The following is a 25,557-nucleotide window of genomic DNA, read 5'->3' on the forward strand; positions in this document are numbered from 1 at the left end:
ATCCACGGAGCGGTGTCGTGCGTCGCCATCACATGTATGACCAGACCTTTCAGCGCGCCTTCAAACGTGCCGTAGAACAAGCAGGCATCACGAAGCCCGCCACACCGCACACCCTCCGCCACTCGTTCGCGACGGCCTTGCTCCGCAGCGGTTACGACATTCGAACCGTGCAGGATCTGCTCGGCCATTCCGACGTCTCTACGACGATGATTTACACGCATGTGCTGAAAGTTGGCGGTGCCGGAGTGCGCTCACCGCTTGATGCGCTGCCGCCCCTCACTAGTGAGAGGTAGGGCAGCGCAAGTCAATCCTGGCGGATTCACTACCCCTGCGCGAAGGCCATCGGTGCCGCATCGAACGGCCGGTTGCGGAAAGTCCTCCCTGCGTCCGCTGATGGCCGGCAGCAGCCCGTCGTTGCCTGATGGATCCAACCCCTCCGCTGCTATAGTGCAGTCGGCTTCTGACGTTCAGTGCAGCCGTCTTCTGAAAACGACAAACGATGTCAGAATAGAGTTAAATTTCCTATTGATTGACATATTCCGTCAAAGGTAATAGATTTCATCCTGACACTTTTGCCTTTGGAGGCATCTTGCAAGGTCAACGCATCGGCTATGTCCGCGTCAGCAGCTTCGACCAGAACCCGGAACGGCAATTGGAGGGTGTTCAGGTGGCGCGGGTGTTCACCGACAAGGCTTCTGGCAAGGACACCCAGCGTCCCGAGCTGGAAAGGCTGCTGGCCTTCGTCCGCGAGGGCGACACCGTGGTGGTGCATAGCATGGACAGGCTGGCACGCAACCTTGATGACCTGCGCCGCATCGTCCAAGGGCTGACACAACGGGGCGTGCGCATGGAGTTCGTCAAAGAAGGGCTGAAGTTCACCGGCGAGGACTCACCGATGGCCAATCTGATGCTGTCGGTCATGGGAGCCTTCGCTGAGTTCGAGCGCGCCCTGATCCGCGAACGTCAGCGCGAGGGAATCGTGCTGGCCAAGCAGCGCGGTGCCTACCGGGGACGAAAGAAATCGCTGAACAGCGAACAAATTGCCGAGTTGAAACGGCGAGTTGCGGCAGGCGACCAAAAAACCTTGGTGGCCCGTGACTTCGGCATCAGCCGCGAAACCTTGTACCAGTACCTGCGGGAAGACTGACCATGCCACGCCGCTCAATCCTGTCCGCCACCGAGCGCGAAAGCCTGCTGGCACTGCCAGATGCCAAAGACGAACTGATACGGCACTACACGTTCAACGAAACCGACCTGTCGGTGATCCGTCAGCGTCGCGGCGCCGCGAATCGATTGGGCTTCGCTGTGCAGCTTTGCTACTTGCGATTCCCTGGCACCTTTTTGGGCGTCGATGAGCCTCCGTTTCCGCCCCTGTTGCGCATGGTGGCCGCGCAACTCAAGATGCCAGTGGAAAGTTGGAGCGAGTACGGCCAGCGCGAACAGACACGGCGGGAGCACTTGGTCGAGCTGCAAACGGTTTTTGGGTTCAAGCCCTTCACCATGAGCCACTATCGGCAAGCCGTGCATACATTGACCGAGCTGGCCTTGCAGACCGACAAAGGCATCGTGCTGGCGAGCGCACTTGTCGAGAATCTGCGGCGGCAGAGCATTATCCTGCCCGCCATGAATGCCATCGAGCGCGCAAGCGCCGAGGCCATCACCCGTGCCAACCGACGCATTTACGCGGCGCTGACCGATTCTTTGTTATCACCCCACCGTCAGCGCCTGGACGAACTTCTCAAGCGCAAGGACGGCAGTAAAGTGACGTGGCTGGCATGGCTGCGCCAGTCGCCTGCCAAACCGAACTCTCGCCACATGCTCGAACATATTGAGCGCCTGAAATCCTGGCAAGCACTTGATCTGCCCGCAGGCATCGAGCGGCAGGTTCACCAGAACCGCCTGCTCAAAATCGCTCGTGAAGGTGGCCAGATGACGCCTGCTGATCTGGCAAAGTTCGAGGTGCAACGACGCTATGCCACGCTGGTAGCGCTGGCCATCGAAGGCATGGCCACCGTCACCGATGAAATCATCGACCTTCACGATCGCATCATCGGCAAGCTGTTCAACGCGGCCAAGAACAAGCATCAGCAGCAGTTCCAGGCTTCCGGCAAGGCGATCAACGACAAGGTGCGGATGTATGGGCGCATCGGTCAAGCGTTGATTGAGGCCAAGCAAAGCGGCAGCGATCCGTTCGCCGCCATCGAGGCCGTTATGCCCTGGGACACCTTCGCCGCCAGCGTCACCGAAGCGCAAACATTGGCGCGGCCTGCCGACTTTGATTTCCTGCACCACATCGGTGAAAGCTATGCCACGCTACGCCGCTACGCGCCGCAGTTCCTGGGCGTGCTCAAATTGCGGGCTGCGCCCGCCGCCAAGGGTGTGCTCGATGCCATCGACATGCTGCGCGGCATGAACAGCGACAGCGCGCGCAAGGTGCCCGCCGATGCGCCAACCGCATTCATCAAGCCGCGCTGGGCAAAGCTGGTTCTGACCGACGACGGCATCGACCGGCGTTACTACGAGTTATGCGCCCTGTCGGAGCTGAAGAACGCGCTGCGCTCCGGTGATGTCTGGGTGCAGGGTTCTCGCCAGTTCAAGGACTTCGACGAATACCTGGTGCCGGTCGAGAAGTTCGCCACTTTGAAGCTGGCCAGCGAATTGCCGCTGGCAGTGGCCACCGACTGCGACCAATACCTGCATGACCGGTTGGAATTGTTGGAGGCGCAACTCGCCACAGTCAACCGCATGGCTGCGGCCAACGACTTACCGGATGCCATCATCACCACCGCGTCAGGCCTGAAGATCACGCCGCTGGACGCGGCAGTACCAGACGCCGCGCAAGCCATGATCGACCAGACAGCTATGCTGCTGCCGCACCTCAAAATCACCGAGTTGCTGATGGAGGTCGATGAATGGACGGGCTTCACCCGCCACTTCACACACCTGAAGACCAGCGACACGGCCAAGGACAAAACCTTGCTGTTGACGACGATCCTGGCCGACGCGATCAACCTGGGTCTGACCAAAATGGCCGAGTCCTGCCCTGGCACCACCTACGCCAAGCTGTCTTGGCTGCAAGCCTGGCACATCCGCGATGAAACCTATTCGACGGCGCTGGCCGAGCTGGTGAATGCGCAGTTTCGGCAACCCTTCGCCGGCAACTGGGGTGACGGCACCACGTCATCGTCGGACGGCCAGAACTTCAGAACCGGCAGCAAAGCAGAAAGCACTGGTCATATCAACCCGAAGTATGGAAGCAGTCCAGGACGGACTTTCTACACCCATATCTCCGACCAGTACGCGCCCTTCAGTGCCAAGGTGGTCAACGTGGGCATTCGTGATTCAACTTACGTGCTTGATGGCCTGCTGTACCACGAGTCGGACTTGCGCATCGAGGAACACTACACCGACACGGCAGGCTTCACCGATCACGTGTTTGGCTTGATGCATTTGCTGGGATTTCGCTTCGCGCCGCGTATCCGTGACTTGGGCGAAACCAAGCTATTCATCCCCAAGGGCGATGCCGCCTATGACGCGCTCAAGCCGATGATTAGCAGCGACAGGCTGAACATCAAGCAAATACGCGCCCATTGGGATGAAATTCTGCGGCTGGCCACCTCCATCAAGCAAGGCACGGTAACGGCTTCGCTGATGCTGCGCAAACTCGGCAGCTACCCGCGCCAGAACGGCTTGGCCGTGGCGTTGCGCGAGCTGGGGCGCATCGAGCGCACGCTGTTCATTTTGGATTGGCTGCAAAGCGTGGAGCTGCGCCGCCGCGTCCATGCGGGGCTGAATAAGGGCGAGGCGCGCAACGCGCTGGCCAGGGCGGTCTTCTTCTACCGATTGGGTGAAATCCGCGACCGCAGTTTTGAGCAGCAGCGCTACCGGGCCAGCGGCCTCAATCTGGTGACGGCGGCCATCGTGTTGTGGAACACGGTATATCTGGAGCGTGCCACCAGTGCTTTGCGTGGCAACGGCACGGCGCTGGACGACACATTGTTGCAATATCTGTCGCCGCTGGGGTGGGAGCACATCAACCTGACCGGCGATTACCTATGGCGCAGCAGCGCCAAGGTCGGTGCGGGGAAGTTTAGGCCATTGCGACCGCTGCCACCGGCTTAGCGTGCTTTATTTAATGAGATGGTCACTCCCTCCTTCCCGGTACTATGCTGAGGACAGGCTTTCATTCGGAGAACTATCATGGAAAACATTGCGCTCATTGGTATCGATCTGGGTAAAAACTCTTTCCATATTCATTGCCAGGATCGTCGCGGGAAGGCTGTTTACCGTAAAAAATTTACCCGGCCAAAGTTGATCGAATTTTTGGCGACATGCCCCGCTACAACCATCGCAATGGAAGCCTGTGGCGGTTCTCACTTTATGGCACGCAAGTTGGAAGAGTTGGGGCATTCCCCAAAGCTGATATCACCACAATTTGTCCGCCCGTTCGTTAAAAGCAATAAAAACGACTTTGTCGACGCCGAAGCTATTTGTGAAGCTGCATCGCGTCCGTCTATGCGTTTTGTGCAGCCCAGAACGGAATCTCAGCAGGCAATGCGGGCTCTGCATCGTGTCCGTGAATCCCTGGTTCAGGATAAGGTAAAAACAACCAATCAAATGCATGCTTTTCTGCTGGAATTTGGCATTAGCGTTCCCCGAGGAGCTGCCGTTATTAGCCGACTGAGTACCATTCTTGAGGATAATAGTTTGCCTCTTTACCTCAGCCAGTTATTGCTGAAATTACAACAGCATTATCACTATCTTGTTGAGCAGATTAAAGATTTGGAATCCCAGTTGAAACGAAAGTTGGACGAAGATGAGGTTGGACAGCGCTTGCTGAGCATTCCCTGCGTCGGAACACTGACAGCGAGTACTATTTCAACTGAGATTGGCGACGGGAAGCAGTACGCCAGCAGCCGTGACTTTGCGGCGGCAACAGGGCTTGTACCTCGGCAGTACAGCACGGGAGGTAGGACGACATTGCTGGGAATTAGTAAGCGAGGTAATAAAAAGATCCGAACTTTGTTGGTTCAATGTGCCAGGGTATTCATACAAAAACTGGAACACCAGTCTGGCAAATTGGCCGATTGGGTCAGGGATTTACTGTGCCGGAAAAGCAACTTTGTCGTCACTTGTGCTCTGGCAAACAAGCTGGCCAGAATAGCCTGGGCCCTAACGGCACGACAGCAAACTTATGTAGCATAACGGCAGAAATACACCGGTTTAAAGAATTACTGATCTGGTTTTGCGAATACTGATATTGATGATACTAACGGCCCACCGGCCTGTTGAGGAACCTGTAAAACGGAAAGGCTCATTGAAGCCGTATATTTTCTGGAGGTTCATCAGGCGCGGAACTCATCAAGGCGCGGGAATAAAATCCCATTCAGACGCCGGATAGATTCAAGCAAGCCAACTTGTCGTCAAAATCGGTGTTGCAAAAACGGGAGTGACCATAGATTCCGTTTTCTGAGACGACCCCATCTACGTCAGGTTTCCGCTTTGGTTCGCTGGTGGCCGTCTCAGCTTGTTTTAGGGTGGAACGTGGATAGGCCAGGTTATATGCTGCGCCTGTGGTCATTTGCTCGATGACCGCAGGTGCATAACCTTCTGCTTCCAGCTTACGATATGCAGCCCGGTAGTCTCTTTGGGTTTTCAGCGGGTATATCTTTCCGCCTTTACCATCGAAAGCGATAAACCAGAAATCGTCCGTGCCAGTTTCCAGATTTCTGCAACGTTTCAGATGCCATCCGCCTTCTCTCGCCCAGATGGTACGGTTATTTCTGGCATTCGTTTTGTCATAACCGTTCTCGTCAAGCCAGCTATCAAAGCTGGTCAGCCCCAGATCCTGAACCTCCAGAGAAGGCACTCGAATGACCTGCAAGGTATGGCGGGGTCTTGGCTCTCTCATCTTGATCTCTTCCTAGCGCTGGTCTGGGAAATACGGATATTGCGGGCCATATTCATAGTCATGCGGGCCTGGCTCAACTTCCCAGAATGGACGGCCGCTAATTGTCTTTGGACCGCGCTCGTTTACGATGTCTTCTACATCCTGAATATTAAATGGCATCGTTGCCAGTAACAGCTGATCTTCGGGTGTCAGCGTCACAGTTGCACCGTCGATACGGCTGTAAAGGTCGGCAAACTGTTTACCTGCACCGTGCAACCGGTGCTCCGCTACACTTCTGATTGCGTGTAAGTCCAGCTCCGCCGCTTCCATGCGATCCACGTATAGTTTCATTTCTTTACGCAAAGCGCTCAGCTCACGGGCTTTAATAAACCCGCAGGCGTACCCACCCAGGGCGATAACTGCAATGATTGCTAAAATTGCCATTTTTTTCTCTCACGTGATTGCGGCCGTTACTCTAGTCTTAATGTGAAGTCTGGGAATTCGCTGGATGTTAAGTACGTTTTCATCCCCAGACTGACAGATGCTAAGGCGCGATCCCAACACTCCATTTGTAAGTATCAGGCCCATCTTCTCCGCTGGTGGCATCTGCTACAATCTGTGCATAACGTTCTCCAGCAAGTTCTCTTACCATCTGATCCACGACCCATTGCAGATGATGCATTTCATCGGTTCCGCCGTAACGACAAGCCAACTCAATAGCCCGCTCTATTCTTTTTTGTTCTTCAGTCATACTGAATCCTCACGCTTACATCAGCTATTCTGAAAACATGCACACTATAAATTGCGGCTGTCATTTCTCAGCCAGGCGCCTGCATTGCTGCCTCATTCCATCAAAAATACTTTCCGCAAGCTGCTGGGGGAACTGGTCCGGAAGAAGCCCGCTAACACGTTCAATGACACCCGGGGTTCTGGCGATGATTTCCTCTATCATCGCCTCTGTCTGCTGTTTACTCAGGCCGGTTATCTCACCATGCCTGATCCAGTGGCGTCGTTGTATTCGATATATCTGGTAATAGTTGCTACTGCCACGTACGGCCATCGCCAGTTTGCACTTCTGCCAGGATATCTGATTGTTCCCATGACCGATCACCGGCCATGCCGACAACACATCATAGAGTGGTGTAAGGTGATAACGTCCCTGTGGCCCAATAGAAATACTGAAATTTTTAGCGTGGCCATCTGTTGCGGCCATCATCCAGAAAACTATCTGCGTCATAAAAAACTGCGCTTTGTCACGCTCAGCACGGTCTGAATTACTCAGAACTTCCATAATTTCCGATATACCTGGCCCGCCGTCCGCCTGATATTTTCGTAATGGCGAAATGCCCAGGGCCTGACACATATCCTCCTGGGGTAAACGAATGATCCATTGTCCGTTTCCTGACCATTTTCGGTCAAAACGTTCTACCACCAGCGCTTTCTGATCTTCAAAGTGAGCAATCTGCGTTCTTGCCACGGGGAGCCCGTACTGTTCGAGAAGTACCGAGCAGAGCCATTCATTTTCAACCGACGAGCGCATGTCGGCTTTCATGTTCCCCACAAGTCCGAGCGGTAGCTTGAATATATGCGTCGTTGGTGTATTACCCTCCGGCATACACCACCGATCTTCATGCCACAGTAGGGCTGTTTTCTCCTGAGCACCGGCAATAGATAAACGTAAGTCGTCGTTATCTTCTGGCCTGCCCGGTAGCAATGTCTCCGTGGTATTACGCAAAGTTGCCGCAATTTCTGATTCAGTAAGCGGGTGATACTTCACGGAATATAAATCTGTGGGTTCATCTCCGTCATGAAGCAGCTGTATCGCGCCCACGCAGTCTTTTCCCAGCTCCGTCAGAAGATCAAAAGGCTCCAGGCTATCGGCCTTGTAACGCATTGCCAGACGTCTGCGTATGCCTTCGCTGTCCGGGAGTAAATTATCAAAATAGTCACGTACCACATTTCCACGCCAGACCTGGTTCCCGGGAGTAAAAGGAAGGGACAATGACAGCGGCCTTCCCTGTTCGTCTGCACTCCAGTCAGGAAGGTATTGTAAGCTGTCTACCCCTTTACTTTTTTCCCAGTATCCGACTTTGATTCCGTTCATCCAGATTGCCAGACGCTGCTGTTTCCGGCTCATATCGTTACCATTTCTCCTGTCGTGCAGGTGAGTTTGATTTAAGCATTTCTTCCGTCTGCTTCCCCTCTGAAGAGGCGGTTGTCGAGGAGAAGCTGATTTTTACGCCCAGGATAGAAAACACCTTGAATAGCCGTTCAATGCTCGCACTGGCAGGGTTGGCTTCCAGACGTGAGTATGTCTGTTGAGTGACCCCTAACCTTTCGGACAGGTCTTTTTGCGTCAGGCCATTCGCCTTGCGAAAACCAATGAGCAAGGGACGCAACTGGTTGAGCGTGTTTAACGGGTAATCATTATTGATCATAAGCTGGCCTCAGTAGTTCCTCTGATACACCTTGTACGCTGTTTTCTAAACATACACCCTAAAAGCTGTAATATCAAATTAACAGCCTAAAAGCTGTTAAATAGAGAGTACAACCTTTAGGCTGTTACTAAGTGGCAGCATAAATCTTTATGAGGTTTGATATGAGAGAACTATCAATAATAAGCCGTTACGCTCGTACAGCATCCGGTAAGAGAGCTGACAGATCAGGATCATCGGTAAACGAGAAGCGGAGTATCTTATGGCCCTGTTGTGAGCTGTATAAATAACTACGAGCTACTCTCTGCCTCGGGGAGGAGGCAGAGAGAGTATTAAAAGCAAAGGCAGACATTTTTAGCAGCTGGTGGGCTATGGGGTTCCGGAGGTGCTCCGGTGAATGTTACTTGACTGGCAAGTTTCCTGCTATGATGGTCAATGCCTCGATGCTGTCTATATTGTTCTGAAGCCGTTCCAGTTCTGCCTTTTCAATACCGGCCCAAAGCTTTAAGTGTCGCTGATAAAGGGACCACTTGAGTGAGTGAAAACCATTCCAGGCCAACCCCATCCAGGAGGCGTAATTCGCATTGAGAATATTGCCGGTGATATACATTTTACCTGCGTTAACAGCACTGGAAGTTCCATAACCCAGGGCAAGCATCATCCGGAAGCGTGGATTTAGCCGCAACGGCATGGTATCCAGTAAGGTCTCCCCAAAAGCTCCTTTTCCCAGCGATACCTGTTTCGCCACATAGAAAACCCGCATCAAAACTTCCATTATGCTCATCGGAATACTTGTCACGATAAACTGACGAAAGTCATACCCGTTGACATACATGTACTCTATTTGTTTGCCGAAGTTAGAACTCCCCACAGGGATCCCCTCAAGCATACGAAGTAGCCCCATAAAAGGAGCCGGTAACCCCATGCCACGGTTTCCTTTTGCTGAGGGGGCATTAACATCCGATGCCAGGTGTCCAAACATTCTGGCGATGAGCCTGAAAATATTGGTTTCGTCTGTAACGCCTTTACTGGAAGGATAAACCACGATCTGTCCATTCTGAACCACCGTACAGGTCCCGTTCAGCATATCCTTTATACCGAAAATAATGCCCAGTACGGGATCGTGTGACAAAGCTCTTAAGCGGTGATTTGTGGGAGACAAAACGCCACCGGCCGCACCCACTAAATCGCTGCTGATCGAACTGTCTGGTGCCCCTATAGGGAACAAATCTGAGAGTTTTGTACTCAGGTCCTCCGGCAAAATGGCATTGAAGGCTTTCTGCACCTGTTTATTGAAAATACCATCCACTTCTGCCGTAAAGCTCACCGTAGGTTTTGGCGGGGCTCTGACGCAAAGTAAATCCAGCATGGATGCTATGAGCCCGCATCCGCAGGCAATAGCATAATCCCAGGCGTCGAGTGCGTAGCGATCATTAAATTCTTTAATATGATTCTGGATCCGGGCATCTACAACAGCCAAGTCATCCGTGGAGAGTATTGTGGCCAGTCCAATATCACCGCATACACGCTGGTTAGCCTCGCTATATATAGTCTTGAGACCAGTAGAATGCATGGCAGTATCTGAAGGGGTCATTTCTCGCAGATGATGTTCTTTAAGCGCCAGATGCTCCGCTTCATCAAGTTCAGTGCCGCTGATTAGCCCGGTCAACTGTGCCTTAAGGCTCTCTATATCACTGTTAATTGTCTCGTGAGCGTTCGCGATATCCTGACCACGGAGCTGAATATAACGGATGGCCCTGAACTCATCATCATAAGGAGACTGACTCATGTGTTTACCTCACCGCGACCAGGCTACCTTTTGGAGCTTTCTTAGTAAGCATGTCGATTGTTGCCTTGATGCCAGCAATTTCTGCCTTAAAATATTCCGCATTCGACATCAACCTTTCCTGAACTTCGTAGAGCTTTTGGATGGCCTGACTAAGGGCGGCTGTCAGTTTCGCATTTTTTTTGTGTTTCACTATCGCGTACCCGCCAATCCCTAACACAGCTACAGGTGCGGCCAATACCGCAATGCCTGCAACCATACCGCCACCGACGATAGACCCTGCTGTAGCGAGCCCGGAGGTTATGCCTGCTGCTGACACTCCCGTTGTACCAAGCGTATAGAGAGCACCGAAGGAAGCCGCTGCGCCTACGCCTGACCCCGCCAAAGCTGCTGCGCCCTCAGTAATACCCGGGAACTTATTTTCAAGCGCCTGAAGAGCACTTGTAACTTCATCCATTGCCTTCTTGCGAATTTTTTCGAGCTCTTCAGTTTCGGTAGCGTCCATTACAGGCCTCGTATTCATAACTTGCTGTGTGATAGGTGAAAAAGAGCACCATAAAAGTGATGAAGAAATCATGACTTACTATTGTGGCACTTTCGAGTTCATGTTTGTCAGTTTCAATGCTGTTGCTGTTAGTAAGGGCAGACGCCATATCGGGCAGACCCAAAATAACTATCGTGCCAGCGTCATTTTGGAACTGACTTTGCTAAAAATCAGTAGCGGACTGAACAGACATGTGTGGATTTGAATCTGGGCAGGTTCCAGACATTATTCCAACCAGACTTCCAATGACAAAATGCTCGTCATTCTCGGAGACGACATAGGGTCCACCAGAGCAACCATCGGTGTTGAAATGTGCTATTACAAAGCGAGTTGTGAGATGTTGGGGAGAATGATTTGAGCAATTTAAAGGCCAAATGCCTGAAACTTCACCAGGGAATGTCGAAATTGTTGTCTCATTCATTGGATATCCGACACCCAATGTACCCATGCCAGCTGCGGGAGCCAGGACCTTAAAGTAACTACTTACAGGCTGTTGTATTCCAGCTGGTAATACGATTTCTGCACTGTCAACAAACGGAATGCCGTCTTTAAAGTCTGCCCTGTCATTAGCCTCATTGAGAATGAAATCGACTAGAACAGGCTCTTCGTTCACCAGTCCTTGATGGTTAAGAAATTTGACGTAAAGTTTAAGTGTATTGCTGACGGGATAAATTTTTCCAAGAGCATTGGTAACAACATGGGCTGCGGTGAGAATCTTTTGCTGCTGACCATTATCGAAACCAAACGCAGTTGCTTCGAGATGGCTACTAAAATGAGGATCATTGCTTACATAGATTTTACAAACGTAGTTTTCAAACATTATTTCCTCCTTTTGCCGGTACCTAATCAGTTACACGGCTGCATGTTATAAACAACTAAACTCGCTTCCTGATATTTGAGTTTGTATGTTTTGCCAGGCACCAGCTCACCTCTGAAACACGGTTAGTCTCCTCCATGACATGGTTATGGCGATGGTCAGAAACTGTTATCGACGAAAGGCTGGAATTCCTTTAATGGCATTATCCATTTCAAGTCGTATGTCCTGAACGGGAGCGTATATTTTTATGATTCCAGATCTTAACCCTGAAACATTCCCCGTATCAAAACTGACCCGTTACAGATAAGTCACCACCGGTGCTGTCGATTAATTTAGTGAATTGCATGTCCTCATCCCATAAAGGGTAGGGCCTACCCCCGGCATCGAGCAAACCTGACCACCCTGCCCTTATTAAGACCCCACATGCGGCAATGGTGCCCTGTCCACGCCGCCCGCGAACTTTGAGGAAATGGGGAGAAAATAAAAAGAAAACAAAAAGTTATCGGCTGAAGTACCGGCGCAGATCGGGAATCAGGCGAAGCCTGACAGCACGTTAGGGCCTGGCAGGGGGCTTGAGGGATGAGGACATGCAATTGTGATAACCTTCCCGCCACGGGGTCGGTTAAATTCGTATCCTGCCGGTGCAATTCCAACGGCCGCGTTACCAGTTCGCCGGGTAGCATGGCCAGCAAAGCCAGGCATCGAGCACCCGGGTTTCACTGACGGCCGCTGCATAGACGCCGGTATCCGGGAAGAAATAAACCGGGGTGGCGTTGTTCAGCTGGTCGCCTTCATCGGCCAGAGCGCCGATCACCTCATGAGGCTTAAGCAGCATATCCGTTAAATATTCATCCGGGTGGATGGCATTCAGCGATATGGCCATCTCCAGAAATTCATCCAGGGTATGGCGGGTACGATACCCCCGGAAAACCTCGTATGAAGGCGTGACGCATTCACCATCCAGGGAACAGGCATCGTAACCGGCCAGCTGCTCTTCGGTGAGTCCGGAGGCATGCTTTGCCACAAGATTCGTAAATTGCTCTTTATCGTCCATCACAATCCTTACGCTGTAGGGGCCTGTTTGTGTTATCACTGCTTCCGGTTTTTACTTCGCACAACCCGGCAGGTATCCGGTCGCCCGGGCGTCCTTTGCGGTCTTGTTCGCCCTTCGCCTGAATTACGTCAAATCCCTTTCACTACCCGGCCGCAGGGTGACACCTCCCCTTTTCTCCGGAAGCGAAAGAGGAAGAACAGTTTAACAGCCCGGATCCTCAATAATTTTCGCGTAACGGACTAAATAACCGGTTTATGCAGCTTCTGATAACCACAGACCGCGATAGAATAAAACGTCTGGTGAGGAACCGGAGTGTTATGTAAGCGGGGGGTTTAACTGGGTATCTGTGTAGTCCTATTTAGCCAGATATCCCGAATAAAAACCTCAACGATTAGGTAAACGAAATGGATGGATTCTGGTCGATGTTCTGTTTGTTTGTCGTGGTAGTTTCACTGCATAAAGCCCTTTCTGTAGCAGCAGCACGAGCAGACGCAGCAAAATTAAATATGCTTCTCAGAATGAGAAAGTTTAAAAAGTAGCTTTCAAGACATCTGAGAATTCTTTTAAATCCTCAGAGGAAGTTATATGTTTAGGCTATTTGCAAACTAAGGTTGGAATTCCATCATTCTAGCCTTAGATCTTTGATCAAGTGAAGTTGCTCACTTGGTTGGATTTTACCGTTTCCTGACGGCTTTTCAGAAGCGAGGGCTGGTTGGAATGCCTTCCAGCTAGAAGTCTTGCAGATGCTCTCCGGGCATTAACTCATTGTCGAATCTGCACCAGTATCACTAGGTTGTTGAGCGGGCGATTAGCTTTTTCACTGAGCCGCTGTACACTCGACTGCTTCAAGAAGCACTACTTACCATTTGCCTGCCGTAAGGTCTGTTCTTAGCTGGATTTTTTTGGGAGGATACGCAGTCATGACAACTCAATCCAGCTCAATACAATACGCTTACGCGCTAGACGGCGAGGGCACCCTCACGCACATTGGCGCTGCCCTGCGCTCACATACTTACACCTGCCCAGGTTGTAAGAGCCCCCTGACCCCGGTAATGGGCGAGTTCAACGCTAAGCACTTTCGCCATTCGGAAGAATGCTGTGCCCTTGAAACCTATCTTCACAAGTGCGGCAAAGAAGCATTCTTCTATCGCTACCAACAAGCTCTCAGCCGTGAAATGCCTATTAGCCTTGAGCTGGAGCGCCGGGTTGCCTGTAATGGTTCTCGTTTAGCCTTGGTTAGAGACGAAGCACGTCAGTGCGTAAAATCCGTGCCTGCACGCTACAACTTGACTCAATTTTTCGATCAGGCAGAGCTGGAAAAACACGATAAGGTCACAGGGCTGCGACCAGACGTGATGTTGTATGATACGACTGGCGAAAGGCGTTGCTACGTAGAGATTTGTGTCACACACCCCTGCTCTCAAGACAAGATCGAAGCCGGTATCCCGATTCTTGAGTTTAAGGTCCAATCTGCCTCTGATATTCAGATGTTGCTTACCGGGGCCTACTCGATCAAGGAGAAGATCCTGAGAGTATTCAACTGGCTTCCCCCGTTTCAATCTGTGGACACCTGTAGCGGCGTCTGCTCAGTAGGTAACGTGGATATGTCTGTCTGGAGTTTAAGTGGTTCCGGCCGACTCAACGAACAAACGATGCCGCTCGCTGAAGTGGATTTAACAATCAATTCTGACGTGAACACATGGCCTAGATCGTTAGGGGCCGCTGAGCTGGCTGATAACTTACGAGCTTTTATCCGTCACGCCGATCCTCATTCACTATTTCCCAACTGCATTATGTGCGAGCAAGCAGGCCGATGGGAGGATGGCTATCTGCAATGTCACAGTAAGGCAAAGATCGTTCCCTACACCGAGGCCCGTCAGTGCGCCAATTACAAGGTTAAGGCATGACCAAAAGACTGACTTGGGAGCAGAAAAGTATTGTCAGCCATGACACCGGACATGCGTTGGTAAAAGCCGTACCTGGTAGCGGGAAAACAACCACACTTGTAAAGCGCGTTGAGCGGCTGGTCAAGACGGGAACTGATCCTCGCTCCATTCTGATCCTGATGTACAACAAGTCGGCGCAGGTGAGCTTCACGGAGAACTTGAAGACGGCACTGATGTCGAGCGTGATTCCAGAAATCCGCACGTTCCACAGCTTGGCCTTAAAGATTGTTGGTTACGGAGAACGCCAACAGATAATCAAGAAGAAAGACCTCATTACTCCAAGCGACTACCGCTATGAGCAACTGGTAAAGCAAGCCTACCGCTATGGCTTTGACCATGAGGCGAATTATATTGACCCCAATGAAATTGAAAACTTCGAGCTGTTTATTGCTCGCTGCCGGGCGGCGGCCGTAACTCCTGTTGATGCTGCCAATGATCCAACGTTCAGCAACATCAAACGGGAGTTTATTCACGCCTATGGCCGCTATTGTGAGCTGCTGGAGGAAAACAGTCTGCGAACCTTTGATGACTGTTTGATTGAGGCTGTCGCACTGTTGCGTAATGACAGCAGCCTTGGTGCCCACTTCAAGCACATCATTGTTGATGAATATCAGGACGTTAACCTGATACAGCATGACATGACCCGCTTGCTATCTAAGTCGGATACGTCGGTTATGGCTGTTGGTGATGTTAACCAGTGTATTTATGAGTGGCGTGGTGCTCGACCAGACTTTATCGGCGGACTGTTTGAAAGGCACTACCCGAATACGAAGGTGTTTCAACTGTCATGCACGTTCAGATTTGGCCATGAGCTTTCCTTGATGGCTAACTCGGTAATTCGGCGCAACTCTACAAAGCTGACCAAGCTTTGTGTCAGTCATCCTAGCACCCCCAAAACAGAGGTCAGATTGCACTTTGATAACTGCCTATCCAAGGTGCTATCAAACCTCTCGGTGAGCAGTGGAACACAAGCCATATTGTCCCGCACTAAGGCGAACCTTGCTGAGGCGGAAATTGCTTTACGCCTGTGTGGGCTACCTTATCGCTACCTCAATGGTTCAAGCGCATTACACACCCGCACCGAAATCGGGATACTGGTAGTTGGCGTCTTGCTGTCTGTGTACGGCGATCTGCGGCTACTGGAAAACCATCCCAACAAACAAGCGATTGTTTACGGCTTTCTGAAGGAGGCTGGTTTTAGATGGCAGAAAGGGCAATTCAAAGCGGCGCTCAGTGGATTGATGGCTCCGCACGCCGACCTATGGTCTGCTCTAGGTCAGTTATTCGAGGGCGCACAATACCAAAAAGATCGGCTGGGCAGGCTCGCCACTATCTGCCAGAAAGACGGAGAGGAAACGCCTGCTATCGATGTGTTACGACGCCTGAGTATGGAGGGTTTCATTGATAGTGTTGGCTCTGAGGGTGTAACTCGCACTGGATCGAACGACCAGCAACGAGGGGTCGTGAGGATCGGGGAGCTACTTGACTCCAGTAAGATCGATTCCCGCACGTTTTTAAACCTTATCTTGAATCCAGGCGAGGCTGCTACTGACTGCGATCCCTTCATCCTTTCCACACTGCATGGTTCCAAGGGGCTGGAGTGGGATAACGTAATACTGATCGGGCTGAATGAGCAGGAATTTCCTGGCGGCAAACCCGATGATGTTTACAGCGTTCGCACATCGATGAACACCCCTCCGGCCGAAGAGGAAATCGAGGAGGAACGTCGGCTGTTTTATGTCGGTATCACTCGCACAAAACAGCAGCTAAATCTGGTGGTCCCTCTTGATGAAGGGCTTGCGCGGTGGCTCAAAAACCGCTGGGATAGCACCCCGAAGAAGTCACCGATAGCTACTCGCTTCGTCTATGAGGCTGGCTGGACTGCTTGTGCGGTTACCAGTGATGCGATCTATAACAGCACGGTAGAGAAACAGAAGGCTGACTTCAGCAAGTTTCACCAATGGTATCTAAGAGATCTTCAGCGGCTAAAAGTCTAGGGCTACCGATACTTTTCGATTTCAGACAGGTGCTCGTTATCCAGATCAATTGTGGCTTTTCTTTCAGAAGCGAGCTTCTTCGCTCGCTTTGCATACTGAAGCCCCTTGGCTGGCTGCTCTCCGCGTAGGATCTGTTCAGCCTGCTTGCTCGTGCTGTGCCCCAGAAAGCGTTCGTACTGCTCGTCAGATACCTCAGTGCCGATCAGTCGTTCGATCCAGCCGCTTTTCGGCGGGTAACTTACGCCCAGCGCAAGCAACTGCCTTTTCTGTACCCACTATTTCCGGCGCGGCCGGCTTCAATCAAGGCTTTGGTTAGAACTACAGCCATTTGGGGACTCTCATACACAAACCTGAACCATGCGGGTCTGATTGGCGGTCAAGATAGCAGCGCATCGAAATCAACACTGAACTCTGCTTCTAAGAACTCAATCGTGGCTGGTTGGCTATCGAGCGATGCTTCCCGTGTAGACTCCAGTGCGCACTCCAATCGACGCAGCAGAGTAAACGGCAAAATGATCTTGCCGAAGTCGGTATGCTTGAAATCCCCCCCCACAGGTCTTCCGCGTTCTTCCAAATGAAATCAGCTTGCGAAGCAGCCGAACCTACGAACTCTGCCATCTTGGCCTCCAACCAACTTTTGCACGAAACGGCACATCTTCCAAAAGAGGGTTGTCAACCAAGTTTTGCACAAAACGGACTTTGATCCATTTCTAACTAAAATCTACAATCCAACCTCAGATTGCAAATAGCCTATGTTTATTACAGATGGTATGGTTCGTGTTTTTGTTTATTCGATGGCAACTGTACTCTTTCTGCCGCTTGGCTTGTTGAAAAGCACGTGGTGGTTTTCACCATTGTTTGCGATAGCTGCTATTGATTACTTAATGTTTCTGCGTCGACAAGGCTAGTTGCTGAACCTCATACCTCAGAGCAATCTGTATGTTTTTTACACCACTGGTTAAAAGGTCAGGCTACGTTCCTGACGTTTTTTAAAAAACAGTTTTATGTTTGATGCGTTACTGGTCTGTCTGGTAACCCAGTGGTACATTACCATTATTAAGGCTGGCTGGCGGTGGTGCATCATGCTTAAACGACCCTCTCTGAGCGTACTTTCCGACAGTCCTGTGCACCGCACCACTTACCCGGCAGGCCTATGTCTTGGTTATTCTTCGTTGTACCTTTTTCTTCAGCTTTATCCCTGACATGTCTGTCTGAACAGTTCTAAGCAAACCGGAATGTTGTCATGGCCAAAGTACAAGGGCTCTTTGTTGGATACCGAAAATTCGCTGTTGATCGTGACTGGCTTCGTCAGCAGGAAGAACAACGTTATCGGGATCGCCAGCGACAATTTGATGAATGGTCCAGGAAATGGGTCACTGTAACCAGGCTCAAAGAGACTCGTTTATGGACTGACGGAGCCATCAGGCGATGGTTGGGTGAACCTCAGCAGCAGGGTAAATATAAAGTTTTCCCCGTTGAAGCGGTTTTGGCTGCTGAGAAGTTGAATGAGTTTCGGCTCTGGCTTAAACCCCGACTGGAAAAGAAACGTGCCCAGCACCACCACTTTTTAATTCCATTTCTGTAAAGTAGAAACAACGGCAGTTCCGGCCGCATTCAAGGCTTCGGCATCTGGTCAGAAATAAAGCGCCATTTTTCAGTATAAGGGAGGTTAGATAGTGGAAGGTATTGAGACACTGAGTTTGCAGCTTGATGAGAATGAAACTATGGCCCTTGCTCAATTAGTTAAACGTCTGAGCTGGAGCGATCTTCGTGGCTGTGCTGTGAGTGACGAAGAAGCCTGGGTAATGAAAAGCGCAATTGAAAAATTACAACAGGCGTTAAGGGAAGAAGGTTATGCGCCTCGATGAGGCTGGCTTCGTTCTTTATTCCGATAACAAATTTGCTTAAGGACTAACTATGAGCCAGCACTGGTATGAGGTGAAAAGCAATCAGGGAATTGTTCAGGTGATTGTTGGGAGAAGATATTAATGTAATGCGTTTCTGCATTACATCAAGCAGATTAGCTTTTTCTGGTCAAAATAGACGATGTGATTTTTCTTTAGCCGAAGTCCATCCGCTCCCCACGCAACCGGTAAAGGTTCGCAGGTTTAATAAAGATAGGTTTCGTATCTCCCTAAGGGTGGGATAGGTAAACTCATAATGGCATCTGTGTTTACTATGTAAGTATTCGGGTAAAATTCATCTAATACAGTAAAGTTTAGTTTCTTACAAAAGCTTAATAAATATGGGTTTTTCACGTCTTCTATTACAACATCGCACCAGGGATTCGATTCACAGCAAAGCTTCAGAAAAGACTTAAACCATCCCTTGTTTTGTATTTCTTCCGGAAGCCGTACCACATGTATGGTCAGACAATCTCCATGATAACGATTAGTACTTTGTCTAAGCCCTACAACAATCCCCTTTTCTTGAATCTGTACACCTGCCTGATGCTCTTTCATGTCGGGCGTATAGTGCCTTGCTCTGTTTAACCAGGCCACCAGCTGCTGAGCCGTACTTGGTGATTCTTCAGCTATCCATTTCAGGTACTTGATGCGGTCCATATGCGCCTCCCTGTACGATTTCCAATGAACAAAGGCTCTACAGTATTAAGCTGCTGTAGAGCTCATTCAACCAAGCTCAAACTGTGCGTATTAAAGGATGCCTAACCTTTTTGTTTCATCGATCCACGGTCTGAATTCTTCCAGTAGATTATCATATAACTTTTCATCGCTAATCGAACCGAAATCATCCATGGCAAAGAAGTGGGTGTTATCAACCCGGCGGTCAGTAAAGTCATCCAGATTTTTGAGGATACCGTAGCTTGAACCACCCAGGCCGACAAACTTCCAGAAGATGGGGTAGTTGGCAGAACGCCGGATTGCATCTTTAATCGCCCGGGTCTTGCTGATCCCGCCATCGGTAATAAATACAACATACACCGGGATTTTCGAGTCCTTAAAGTAGTCGACTATTTCTTCCATCACAGGAGGCTCGTTGTTTGTCCCTCCGAGGCCCGGCAGGTTCTCCCAGGCTGAACGCTTTCCAGCCCCGCGAATGGACTGAATATATGTGTCCAGGTTGTCCAGTGTGACGTTTGGATACTTCTTATGCTTCTCTCCAAATCCCCAGACATCCATTTCACCGTCGTCGTCGAACTGGGCGGCAAGAACGGCGATGCGGTCCAGCACAGACTGAACGTTACCCTTACTGAACTGGCCACTCATTGAGCCGGATGCGTCAAGTACAAATGCAACCGCTGCCTCAAGGGTGTCCAGTTTATTTTTAGTAAGACTGACCGAGGCTTTTTTAGCGAGGCTTACAAGGCGCGGAGATCTGGTTTCCAGTTTCTTTTCCAGACTGATACGAGCAGGCTTTGCTGGCTGCGGAGCTGGCTGTGCGACATCAACGCCATAGCTAATGGCCAGAGGCTCAAGACCACCGTTGAAACCCTGCCCGAGCGCACGAAGCTTCCAGGCGCCATTGTGCCGATATACTTCACCCAGGATAATTGCTTTCTCACTGCGGCCCTGAGTCTCAGCCTGGAACTCAGCGATTCCTTGAGCCTGCATGCTCAACGAACTGAGCCCACTGATGGTATCTTCACCATCAATGACAACTGTGATTGCAATTTTACTGATGTTCGCAGGAACACGATCCAGTGCTATCTCAATGCTGGACTGCTGAGAACCGGTAACGAGCTTTACTGCCCCTTCAGGAGAAGACAGATTATTGTAAAAGATAAAGTCAGAATCGCCGCTGACCTTTCCCTGAGCATTAAGCAGGAACAGGCAGGTATCGGGTTCGCCTTTAAAGCCGGATTTGGTAGGGTACTGAAGATTCAGCCTGATCGCAGATTGCTGAAGTGGTATGTTTTGTCCGGATTGTAGATTCACATTAACTCTCCTGATTTTTGATTATTTTAAAGCGCAGCGTTTATATAGGTTCCCCTGGCTTAGTTCAGGACGCTGGATTTCTGGTGAGGCGTATATATGGTGTGACACCATATTTCATCACGTTGAAGTTTCTATACCTGTTGAATTGGAATTTCCATTGGTCGGGTATTTTATCTTCCAGAACCCGTGCCTTCATAAGTCGCAAACGTAACATATATCAGAGGGGCATGCTGTTGATATAAGGCACGGAATACAGGCTTTAACCAGCAACCAGAGAAAAATCCGTTTCCTGCCTTTAAAAGGCTCACGTCAGAATTAACATCTCTCTGCTTTCTGAGATTCCCGAACCCTTTCTGCCCCCCCCCTCCTGATAGCGGATCGCAACCAAAAAAAACCCCGGCATTGCCGGGGTATGATTCAGCGTTATTTTAGATGTTAACGCCGTGCTGGGAGGCAAGAGCCGCCAGGCCACCGGCAAAGCCCTGACCGACAGCTTTAAACTTCCACTCAGCGCCATGACGATACAGTTCACCGAAGACCATAGCGGTTTCGGTTGAGGCATCTTCAGACAGATCGAAACGGGCAATTTCCGTGCCGTTGTCGTTGTTGTAAACGCGCATGAAGCTGTTGCTCACCATGCCGAAGTTTTGTTTACGCGCTTCTGCATCATAGATGGTAACGGCAAACACCAGTTTTTTGATATCTGCTGAGACTTTGGTCAGATCGATTTTGACCTGCTCATCGTCGCCGTCGCCTTCACCGGTACGGTTGTCGCCCTGGTGCTCTACCGCGCCATCAGGGCTGGTTTTGTTATTGAAGAAAATGAAATGCGCATCTGACAACACTTTACCGTCTTCGCCTACTGCGAACACGGAAGCGTCCAGGTCAAAACCCTGACCATCGGTTACACGGGCATCCCAGCCTAGGCCAACCATAGCAACATTCATGGTTGGTGCTTCTTTGGTCAGAGATACATTGCCGCCTTTTACGAGAGAAACTGCCATTTTTAGCTCCTGCAAACAGTTGAATGAGGGCTGCATTAACAGCCCCGGGTAGAAAAGTTACTTTTTGATCAGGACGCGTTAATGCCGTACTGAGCACATACAGATGCCAGACCACCAGCATAACCCTGACCTACTGCGCGGAATTTCCACTCACCATTGTGGCGATACAGCTCGCCGAACAGCATGGCAGTCTCAGTGGACGCATCTTCGGTCAGATCGTAGCGAGCAACTTCAGTCTGGTTATCGTCATTAACCAGACGAATAAACGCACCGGATACCTGACCAAAGCTCTGGCGACGAGCCTGAGCATCGTGGATGGTCACAACGAAGATGATCTTGTCAACTTCAGACGGGACGGCGTCCAGTTTAATTTTCAGCGATTCATCATCACCATCGCCCTCACCGGTGCGGTTATCGCCGGTGTGCGTTACGGAACCGTCGGATGACGTCAGGTTGTTATAGAAGATGAAATCTGAATCGCCGCGCACTTTGCCGTTTGAGGCCAGCAGGAATGCTGAAGCATCCAGGTCAAAGTCCTGACCGTCTGTTGAACGCGCATCCCAGCCAAGGCCCACCAGGACGTTTTTCATTGACGGAGCTGCTTTACTTAGGGAGACGTTCCCGCCTTTGGAAAGAGAAACACTCATAAAATAACCTCTTCGATTAGTAATTGTTCAGGTTAACACTTAAGGGGATTAACTCCCCTTTTCCTCAGATTCAGGTTTGCCCGGGAACATGACGCTTGCGAGAATGCCCAGCGCCAGTACACCCAGTACAACATACAGGCTGGTTGTTGCCGCGATGCTGTAACCATGATGCCAGATGTGATCGGTCGCATTCAGGCCGAGTTTTGCCGCGATGAAGAACAGCAGCACGATAACGGCCTTCTCCAGATGAACCAGGTACTGTTTCAGTGCCTCAAGGACAAAGTACAGAGTACGCAGGCCCAGGATAGCAAACATCATGGCACTATAGACGATAAGCGGTTCACGACTGACGGCAATGATTGCCGGTACCGAGTCAAACGCGAACATTACGTCCGAGAGTTCAACCACAGCCACACACAGGAACAGCGGGGTCGCATACAGCGCCGCTTTTTTACCACGGCCAATGGTGACATCGCTGTTTTCTGGTTTCGCCAGTTCAGCATCCACTTCCTTCTGGTTAAGCAGGAAGGCATGCCCTCTGAGCTTCGGCCAGATAGGGAAGAAGCGTTTAACCATGCGGTAAGCCAGATGCTGGGAGTAATCCTCAATTTCATCATCGTCATCACCGCTTTTAAGCATCATGACCGCTGTCCAGGCAACGATAATAGCGAAGACAACTTCAACATACGGCCCCAGACTCAGCAGGCTCGTACCGATGGCGACAAAGATGCCCCTGAAGACAATGGCACCAATGATCCCCCAGTAGAGAACACGGTGGCGATAACGATCCGGAACGGCGAACCAGGAGAAGATGGCCATCATGACGAACAGGTTATCGACCGACAGCACTTTCTCCAGCGCATAACCCGTGACAAACAGACTGGCAACCTCAGCACCGTGGTGGATATAGAGGAAACCGGCAAATGCCATCGCAACCACAACCCAGAATACGGACCAGAGCGCCGCACTCTTCAGCGAAATAGGCTTGTCATCACGGTGCATAAACAGGTCAATAAAGATGGCACCGACTGAAAGCGCAATAAAAACAATGACCGTTTCAGTCGGGAAGCCGATGTGTGTGGAAACCATATTTTACCCTTAGGGATGTGGATCAGAGGCCAAATTCAGCCGGGTCGAAGCCCAACGCGATAGCGATCTCGCGGGAGGCCAGTTTCTCGTCCTGATCGAAGTTACCGTCACTTTTCGCAACGGCAATACCAACACGTAAGGCCAGCTGAGCGGCCTCAGGCTGATCTTTCAGCGCCAGGATGTATTTCATGGTTTCGCCCTTGCCGATTTCAACATCGAAATCGAAGCTTGAAACCAGTTTATTGAAGAACTCAATCACCTCATTGGTATCGAAGACCTTCAGCTCTTCTGAAGAGCGCAGAAAGCCCATCATTTTCTGCTTTTCTTCCGAACTTACGCCGTCACTCGATACGGCAATACGGGCACATACAGCAACGGTGCCCTGCATGAATTTTTTGTTTTTGAAACGGCCAACCTGGCGGGTCAGTTCGTCACGGCCTGAGTTAATGGCACCTTTAACTTTGTCGAAAAAGCTCATACCTGTTTCCTTTGTTGCTGTGTTATTTAGAACCGGCGCTCCAGCGAAATCCCCAGCCAAATGCCCGGTCCATTTCGTCCTGGCCTTTGAAGTACTGGTTAATTCGCTCGACTTTAATTGCGCCGTTTTCGTTTACGAGTCTGGCAATGGCGCACAATGTGCGACGGTTTTCACCTTCGGTCAGGCGGGTCTCAATGGGCGGTTGATCCGGCACATGAATGGTGACCACACCATCAGTCTTGTCCCAGCTGGGAACACCTTCATAAATAAAGGCGTAAATCAGCACTTCGCGGATATGCTTCCATTCACGTCCATTGATATGCAGCCACTCGCCGTCTGATACATCACCCGTCCGGTCATCGCCCTTGAGCTGAACATACGGTTCATCGCGATAATCACCGAATGCATTACCGAGCGCCTGAATGACCGATTTATACCCGTCCTGAAGCTCAACAAAGGCCCCCAGATCCAGGTCGATTCCTTTGGAGCCGAACATGCCTGCAAAGCCTGATTTGCCGCTGCCCCGGTGCCAGTTCAGGTTGATCCGGATTTCACCGAAGTTATCCCGTTTGGTCAGGCTGATTGCAGGCTTCTCTTTTGTCAGCGATACCTTGCTCAGGCTGATTTTTGTCTCAACTGGCGGAGGGGTTACAACCGGAGGAGTCGGGGCTGCGGGAGCCGGTTCGTCGGCAATATTTACGCCGAAATGCTCTGCCAGCGGTTTAAGTCCACCGTTGAACCCCTGCGCAACGAAGCGGAATTTCCAGTCATTATTACGACGGTAAAATTCACCCAGAATTAAGGCTGCTTCCTGACGGCCGCTCAGTTCGACACTGCCGCTAACCAGGCCGGTAGCCCCTTGCTCCACGTCGATGGAAAGATTACGAAGACCGGACGCCGTCTGCCCACCGTCACAGGTCACGGTGAACGCAATTTTCTGGACATCAGGTTTCAGCCGGTTGAGCGCGACAGTAAAGGTTGAGTACTGGCCTTCACTGACCAGGCTGACGGTACCATCATCGTTACGTGGCTGACCATAAAACACCATGTCCGCATCACCCTGCACCTTCCCGTCGGCATACAGGCGAAACGCCGAAGCATCCACCTGGCCGCCCGAGGTGATCCGGACCCGCAACTCCTGGGCTGGAACGGGGGCATTGCCCCCCGGCGTCAGGTTCATTAGCGAATAACCGCTGAAACGATATCGGAGTGCATATCGTCAATTGTGCGGCCGCGACAGGCATGGCCAAGGGCGGTAAAGTCCCAGTTGCCGTTATTACGGCGCAGCGAAGAAATAACGATCCCGGTATGTGAGCCCTGCTCAGTCAGCTTGTAGCGAGCCAGCTCTTTGCCGGTTTGATCGACAACGCGGCAGAACGCGTTTTCGACGTCATTGAACGACTGACCACGGAAGCTGTTTACCGTAAACGCCAGGTATTCAACGTTTGCAGGCAGTCGGGAGAGGTTGACATTAATCACCTCATCGTCACCGTCACCTTCACCGGTCAGGTTATCGCCACTGTGCACAACAGCGCCGCAGGTGGATTCCAGTTTGCGGAACCAGATGGTGTCAATTGTTTTACCGGTGCTGTCCATTAATACGCAGCCAGCATCGAGATCGATTGAGTCGTTGCCTCCAAACAATCCTCCAAGAAGACCTTTTTTCTTAACCGGATCCCAACCGAGACCGAAATGAAGCTGGCTTAATGCAGATGATTCTTTGCTGAGTGATACCGTCTGGTTCTTAACTAATGAAACCATGTTTTATTCCTTAAAATGGTAATGACCGAGACAATCAAAGGTATATTTAGTAACTGACGAAGAAAATCATATCATGATGAAGTTCTCTGACAAGGGAAATTTTGGTAGTTTTCTGTAAAAACACAAAAAGAAATCCTTTTCAGGGTGTTAATTTTCTAAGTTTAATTTAAATATCAATGTGTTATCAGGAATCCAAAAAACCTGACGCACTCC

The 25,557-nt window shown here is 50.8% G+C and carries 25 protein-coding genes and 2 pseudogenes; 8 read left to right on the forward strand and 19 right to left on the reverse strand.

Features of this window, described 5'->3' with window-relative positions:
* The 4 genes and pseudogenes from intI1 to V6E55_RS17705 form a co-directional block, all read left to right on the forward strand.
* A pseudogene (intI1, locus tag V6E55_RS17690) lies at positions 1 to 293 on the forward strand (class 1 integron integrase IntI1); the annotation flags it as partial.
* A gap of 296 nt (positions 294 to 589) precedes the next feature.
* Positions 590 to 1,147 carry a recombinase family protein gene (locus tag V6E55_RS17695; protein WP_001162012.1) on the forward strand — a complete coding sequence of 186 codons (558 nt, stop codon included), beginning with the start codon at positions 590 to 592 and terminating at the stop codon, positions 1,145 to 1,147.
* Positions 1,148 to 1,149: 2 nt separating this feature from the next.
* On the forward strand, positions 1,150 to 4,122 hold the full coding sequence (locus V6E55_RS17700; protein WP_001138073.1) for a Tn3 family transposase: 2,973 nt from the start codon (positions 1,150 to 1,152) through the stop codon (positions 4,120 to 4,122).
* A gap of 78 nt (positions 4,123 to 4,200) precedes the next feature.
* Positions 4,201 to 5,205: an IS110-like element IS4321 family transposase gene (locus V6E55_RS17705; RefSeq protein WP_000427623.1), complete on the forward strand. Its 1,005-nt coding sequence runs from the start codon at positions 4,201 to 4,203 to the stop codon at positions 5,203 to 5,205.
* 181 nt (positions 5,206 to 5,386) lie between these two features.
* Here the strand turns inward: V6E55_RS17705 and V6E55_RS17710 are convergent, their stop codons facing one another.
* The 9 genes from V6E55_RS17710 to V6E55_RS17750 form a co-directional block, all read right to left on the reverse strand.
* Positions 5,387 to 5,911: a hypothetical protein gene (locus V6E55_RS17710; RefSeq protein WP_001805097.1), complete on the reverse strand. Its 525-nt coding sequence runs from the start codon at positions 5,909 to 5,911 to the stop codon at positions 5,387 to 5,389.
* 12 nt (positions 5,912 to 5,923) lie between these two features.
* Positions 5,924 to 6,334 carry a hypothetical protein gene (locus V6E55_RS17715; protein ID WP_000985909.1) on the reverse strand — a complete coding sequence of 137 codons (411 nt, stop codon included), beginning with the start codon at positions 6,332 to 6,334 and terminating at the stop codon, positions 5,924 to 5,926.
* A 100-nt stretch (positions 6,335 to 6,434) separates the two neighbouring features.
* On the reverse strand, positions 6,435 to 6,641 hold the full coding sequence (locus V6E55_RS17720; protein WP_000134171.1) for a hypothetical protein: 207 nt from the start codon (positions 6,639 to 6,641) through the stop codon (positions 6,435 to 6,437).
* Between the two features lie 60 nt (positions 6,642 to 6,701).
* Complete coding sequence (locus tag V6E55_RS17725) at positions 6,702 to 8,027, reverse strand: type II toxin-antitoxin system HipA family toxin (RefSeq protein WP_000088044.1); 1,326 nt, start codon at positions 8,025 to 8,027, stop codon at positions 6,702 to 6,704.
* A gap of 4 nt (positions 8,028 to 8,031) precedes the next feature.
* A complete protein-coding gene (locus tag V6E55_RS17730) occupies positions 8,032 to 8,325 on the reverse strand; it encodes a helix-turn-helix transcriptional regulator (protein ID WP_012477377.1) in 294 nt (97 codons plus the stop codon).
* 400 nt (positions 8,326 to 8,725) lie between these two features.
* Positions 8,726 to 10,114, reverse strand: a complete 1,389-nt coding sequence (locus V6E55_RS17735; protein WP_012695445.1) for a hypothetical protein — start codon at positions 10,112 to 10,114, stop codon at positions 8,726 to 8,728.
* A 4-nt stretch (positions 10,115 to 10,118) separates the two neighbouring features.
* The gene (locus tag V6E55_RS17740) at positions 10,119 to 10,616 is read right to left on the reverse strand and encodes a membrane protein (protein ID WP_000340139.1); all 498 of its coding nucleotides are present in this window, start codon (positions 10,614 to 10,616) and stop codon (positions 10,119 to 10,121) included.
* Positions 10,617 to 10,818: 202 nt separating this feature from the next.
* Complete coding sequence (locus tag V6E55_RS17745) at positions 10,819 to 11,475, reverse strand: trypsin-like serine protease (protein ID WP_000462754.1); 657 nt, start codon at positions 11,473 to 11,475, stop codon at positions 10,819 to 10,821.
* Between the two features lie 658 nt (positions 11,476 to 12,133).
* A complete protein-coding gene (locus tag V6E55_RS17750) occupies positions 12,134 to 12,526 on the reverse strand; it encodes a hypothetical protein (protein WP_000341066.1) in 393 nt (130 codons plus the stop codon).
* 920 nt (positions 12,527 to 13,446) lie between these two features.
* Here V6E55_RS17750 and V6E55_RS17755 point away from each other — a divergent pair.
* Together V6E55_RS17755 and V6E55_RS17760 are read left to right on the forward strand one after the other, a co-directional pair.
* Entirely contained in the window at positions 13,447 to 14,433 is a 987-nt protein-coding gene (locus tag V6E55_RS17755; protein ID WP_000211823.1) for a hypothetical protein, read from the forward strand.
* A complete protein-coding gene (locus V6E55_RS17760) occupies positions 14,430 to 16,469 on the forward strand; it encodes an ATP-dependent helicase (protein ID WP_000166877.1) in 2,040 nt (679 codons plus the stop codon). Before V6E55_RS17755 ends, V6E55_RS17760 begins: the two co-directional genes overlap by 4 nt.
* 2 nt (positions 16,470 to 16,471) lie before the next feature.
* On the opposite strand, the gene V6E55_RS17765 is transcribed toward V6E55_RS17760, so the two are convergent.
* A complete protein-coding gene (locus V6E55_RS17765) occupies positions 16,472 to 16,726 on the reverse strand; it encodes a hypothetical protein (protein ID WP_000880375.1) in 255 nt (84 codons plus the stop codon).
* Between the two features lie 140 nt (positions 16,727 to 16,866).
* Positions 16,867 to 17,087: pseudogene (locus tag V6E55_RS17770) on the reverse strand (type I restriction-modification system subunit M N-terminal domain-containing protein); the annotation flags it as partial.
* A gap of 625 nt (positions 17,088 to 17,712) precedes the next feature.
* Between V6E55_RS17770 and V6E55_RS17775 the strand changes: the two are divergent.
* Complete coding sequence (locus tag V6E55_RS17775; protein WP_001151572.1) at positions 17,713 to 18,054, forward strand: hypothetical protein; 342 nt, start codon at positions 17,713 to 17,715, stop codon at positions 18,052 to 18,054.
* A gap of 91 nt (positions 18,055 to 18,145) precedes the next feature.
* A complete protein-coding gene (locus V6E55_RS17780) occupies positions 18,146 to 18,337 on the forward strand; it encodes a DUF7706 family protein (protein ID WP_000398479.1) in 192 nt (63 codons plus the stop codon).
* A gap of 240 nt (positions 18,338 to 18,577) precedes the next feature.
* Here V6E55_RS17780 and V6E55_RS17785 read toward each other — a convergent pair whose 3' ends face one another.
* From V6E55_RS17785 to V6E55_RS17820, 8 genes are all read right to left on the reverse strand, one after another.
* The gene (locus V6E55_RS17785; RefSeq protein ID WP_000374058.1) at positions 18,578 to 19,033 is read right to left on the reverse strand and encodes a hypothetical protein; all 456 of its coding nucleotides are present in this window, start codon (positions 19,031 to 19,033) and stop codon (positions 18,578 to 18,580) included.
* 90 nt (positions 19,034 to 19,123) lie between these two features.
* The gene (locus V6E55_RS17790; protein WP_001053340.1) at positions 19,124 to 20,365 is read right to left on the reverse strand and encodes a vWA domain-containing protein; all 1,242 of its coding nucleotides are present in this window, start codon (positions 20,363 to 20,365) and stop codon (positions 19,124 to 19,126) included.
* Positions 20,366 to 20,793: 428 nt separating this feature from the next.
* A complete protein-coding gene (locus tag V6E55_RS17795; RefSeq protein ID WP_000301247.1) occupies positions 20,794 to 21,369 on the reverse strand; it encodes a TerD family protein in 576 nt (191 codons plus the stop codon).
* Positions 21,370 to 21,437: 68 nt separating this feature from the next.
* A complete protein-coding gene (terD, locus tag V6E55_RS17800) occupies positions 21,438 to 22,016 on the reverse strand; it encodes a tellurium resistance membrane protein TerD (RefSeq protein ID WP_000116680.1) in 579 nt (192 codons plus the stop codon).
* Between the two features lie 48 nt (positions 22,017 to 22,064).
* Positions 22,065 to 23,105: a tellurium resistance membrane protein TerC gene (gene terC / locus V6E55_RS17805; protein ID WP_000255079.1), complete on the reverse strand. Its 1,041-nt coding sequence runs from the start codon at positions 23,103 to 23,105 to the stop codon at positions 22,065 to 22,067.
* A gap of 22 nt (positions 23,106 to 23,127) precedes the next feature.
* A complete protein-coding gene (locus V6E55_RS17810; RefSeq protein WP_000007449.1) occupies positions 23,128 to 23,583 on the reverse strand; it encodes a tellurite resistance TerB family protein in 456 nt (151 codons plus the stop codon).
* A gap of 22 nt (positions 23,584 to 23,605) precedes the next feature.
* On the reverse strand, positions 23,606 to 24,763 hold the full coding sequence (locus tag V6E55_RS17815) for a TerD family protein (RefSeq protein ID WP_044704557.1): 1,158 nt from the start codon (positions 24,761 to 24,763) through the stop codon (positions 23,606 to 23,608).
* A complete protein-coding gene (locus tag V6E55_RS17820) occupies positions 24,763 to 25,344 on the reverse strand; it encodes a tellurium resistance-associated protein TerZ (protein ID WP_000254137.1) in 582 nt (193 codons plus the stop codon). The genes V6E55_RS17815 and V6E55_RS17820 overlap by 1 nt, the downstream gene beginning before the upstream one ends.
* Positions 25,345 to 25,557: the final 213 nt, after the last annotated feature.

The sequence above is a fragment of the Enterobacter sp. 342 genome, assembly GCF_036663495.1.
Lineage (GTDB): Bacteria > Pseudomonadota > Gammaproteobacteria > Enterobacterales > Enterobacteriaceae > Enterobacter.

Bases quoted from the DNA above. Each gene is read 5' to 3' on its own strand.
- V6E55_RS17700 (WP_001138073.1), top strand. From the start codon at position 1,150: ATGCCACGCCGCTCAATCCTGTCCGCCACCGAGCGCGAAAGCCTGCTG.
- V6E55_RS17705 (WP_000427623.1), top strand. From the start codon at position 4,201: ATGGAAAACATTGCGCTCATTGGTATCGATCTGGGTAAAAACTCTTTC.
- V6E55_RS17710 (WP_001805097.1), bottom strand. From the start codon at position 5,911: ATGAGAGAGCCAAGACCCCGCCATACCTTGCAGGTCATTCGAGTGCCT.
- V6E55_RS17715 (WP_000985909.1), bottom strand. From the start codon at position 6,334: ATGGCAATTTTAGCAATCATTGCAGTTATCGCCCTGGGTGGGTACGCC.
- V6E55_RS17720 (WP_000134171.1), bottom strand. From the start codon at position 6,641: ATGACTGAAGAACAAAAAAGAATAGAGCGGGCTATTGAGTTGGCTTGT.
- V6E55_RS17725 (WP_000088044.1), bottom strand. From the start codon at position 8,027: ATGAGCCGGAAACAGCAGCGTCTGGCAATCTGGATGAACGGAATCAAA.
- V6E55_RS17735 (WP_012695445.1), bottom strand. From the start codon at position 10,114: ATGAGTCAGTCTCCTTATGATGATGAGTTCAGGGCCATCCGTTATATT.
- V6E55_RS17740 (WP_000340139.1), bottom strand. From the start codon at position 10,616: ATGGACGCTACCGAAACTGAAGAGCTCGAAAAAATTCGCAAGAAGGCA.
- V6E55_RS17745 (WP_000462754.1), bottom strand. From the start codon at position 11,475: ATGTTTGAAAACTACGTTTGTAAAATCTATGTAAGCAATGATCCTCAT.
- V6E55_RS17750 (WP_000341066.1), bottom strand. From the start codon at position 12,526: ATGGACGATAAAGAGCAATTTACGAATCTTGTGGCAAAGCATGCCTCC.
- V6E55_RS17755 (WP_000211823.1), top strand. From the start codon at position 13,447: ATGACAACTCAATCCAGCTCAATACAATACGCTTACGCGCTAGACGGC.
- V6E55_RS17760 (WP_000166877.1), top strand. From the start codon at position 14,430: ATGACCAAAAGACTGACTTGGGAGCAGAAAAGTATTGTCAGCCATGAC.
- V6E55_RS17775 (WP_001151572.1), top strand. From the start codon at position 17,713: ATGGCCAAAGTACAAGGGCTCTTTGTTGGATACCGAAAATTCGCTGTT.
- V6E55_RS17785 (WP_000374058.1), bottom strand. From the start codon at position 19,033: ATGGACCGCATCAAGTACCTGAAATGGATAGCTGAAGAATCACCAAGT.
- V6E55_RS17795 (WP_000301247.1), bottom strand. From the start codon at position 21,369: ATGGCAGTTTCTCTCGTAAAAGGCGGCAATGTATCTCTGACCAAAGAA.
- terD (WP_000116680.1), bottom strand. From the start codon at position 22,016: ATGAGTGTTTCTCTTTCCAAAGGCGGGAACGTCTCCCTAAGTAAAGCA.
- terC (WP_000255079.1), bottom strand. From the start codon at position 23,105: ATGGTTTCCACACACATCGGCTTCCCGACTGAAACGGTCATTGTTTTT.
- V6E55_RS17810 (WP_000007449.1), bottom strand. From the start codon at position 23,583: ATGAGCTTTTTCGACAAAGTTAAAGGTGCCATTAACTCAGGCCGTGAC.
- V6E55_RS17815 (WP_044704557.1), bottom strand. From the start codon at position 24,763: ATGAACCTGACGCCGGGGGGCAATGCCCCCGTTCCAGCCCAGGAGTTG.
- V6E55_RS17820 (WP_000254137.1), bottom strand. From the start codon at position 25,344: ATGGTTTCATTAGTTAAGAACCAGACGGTATCACTCAGCAAAGAATCA.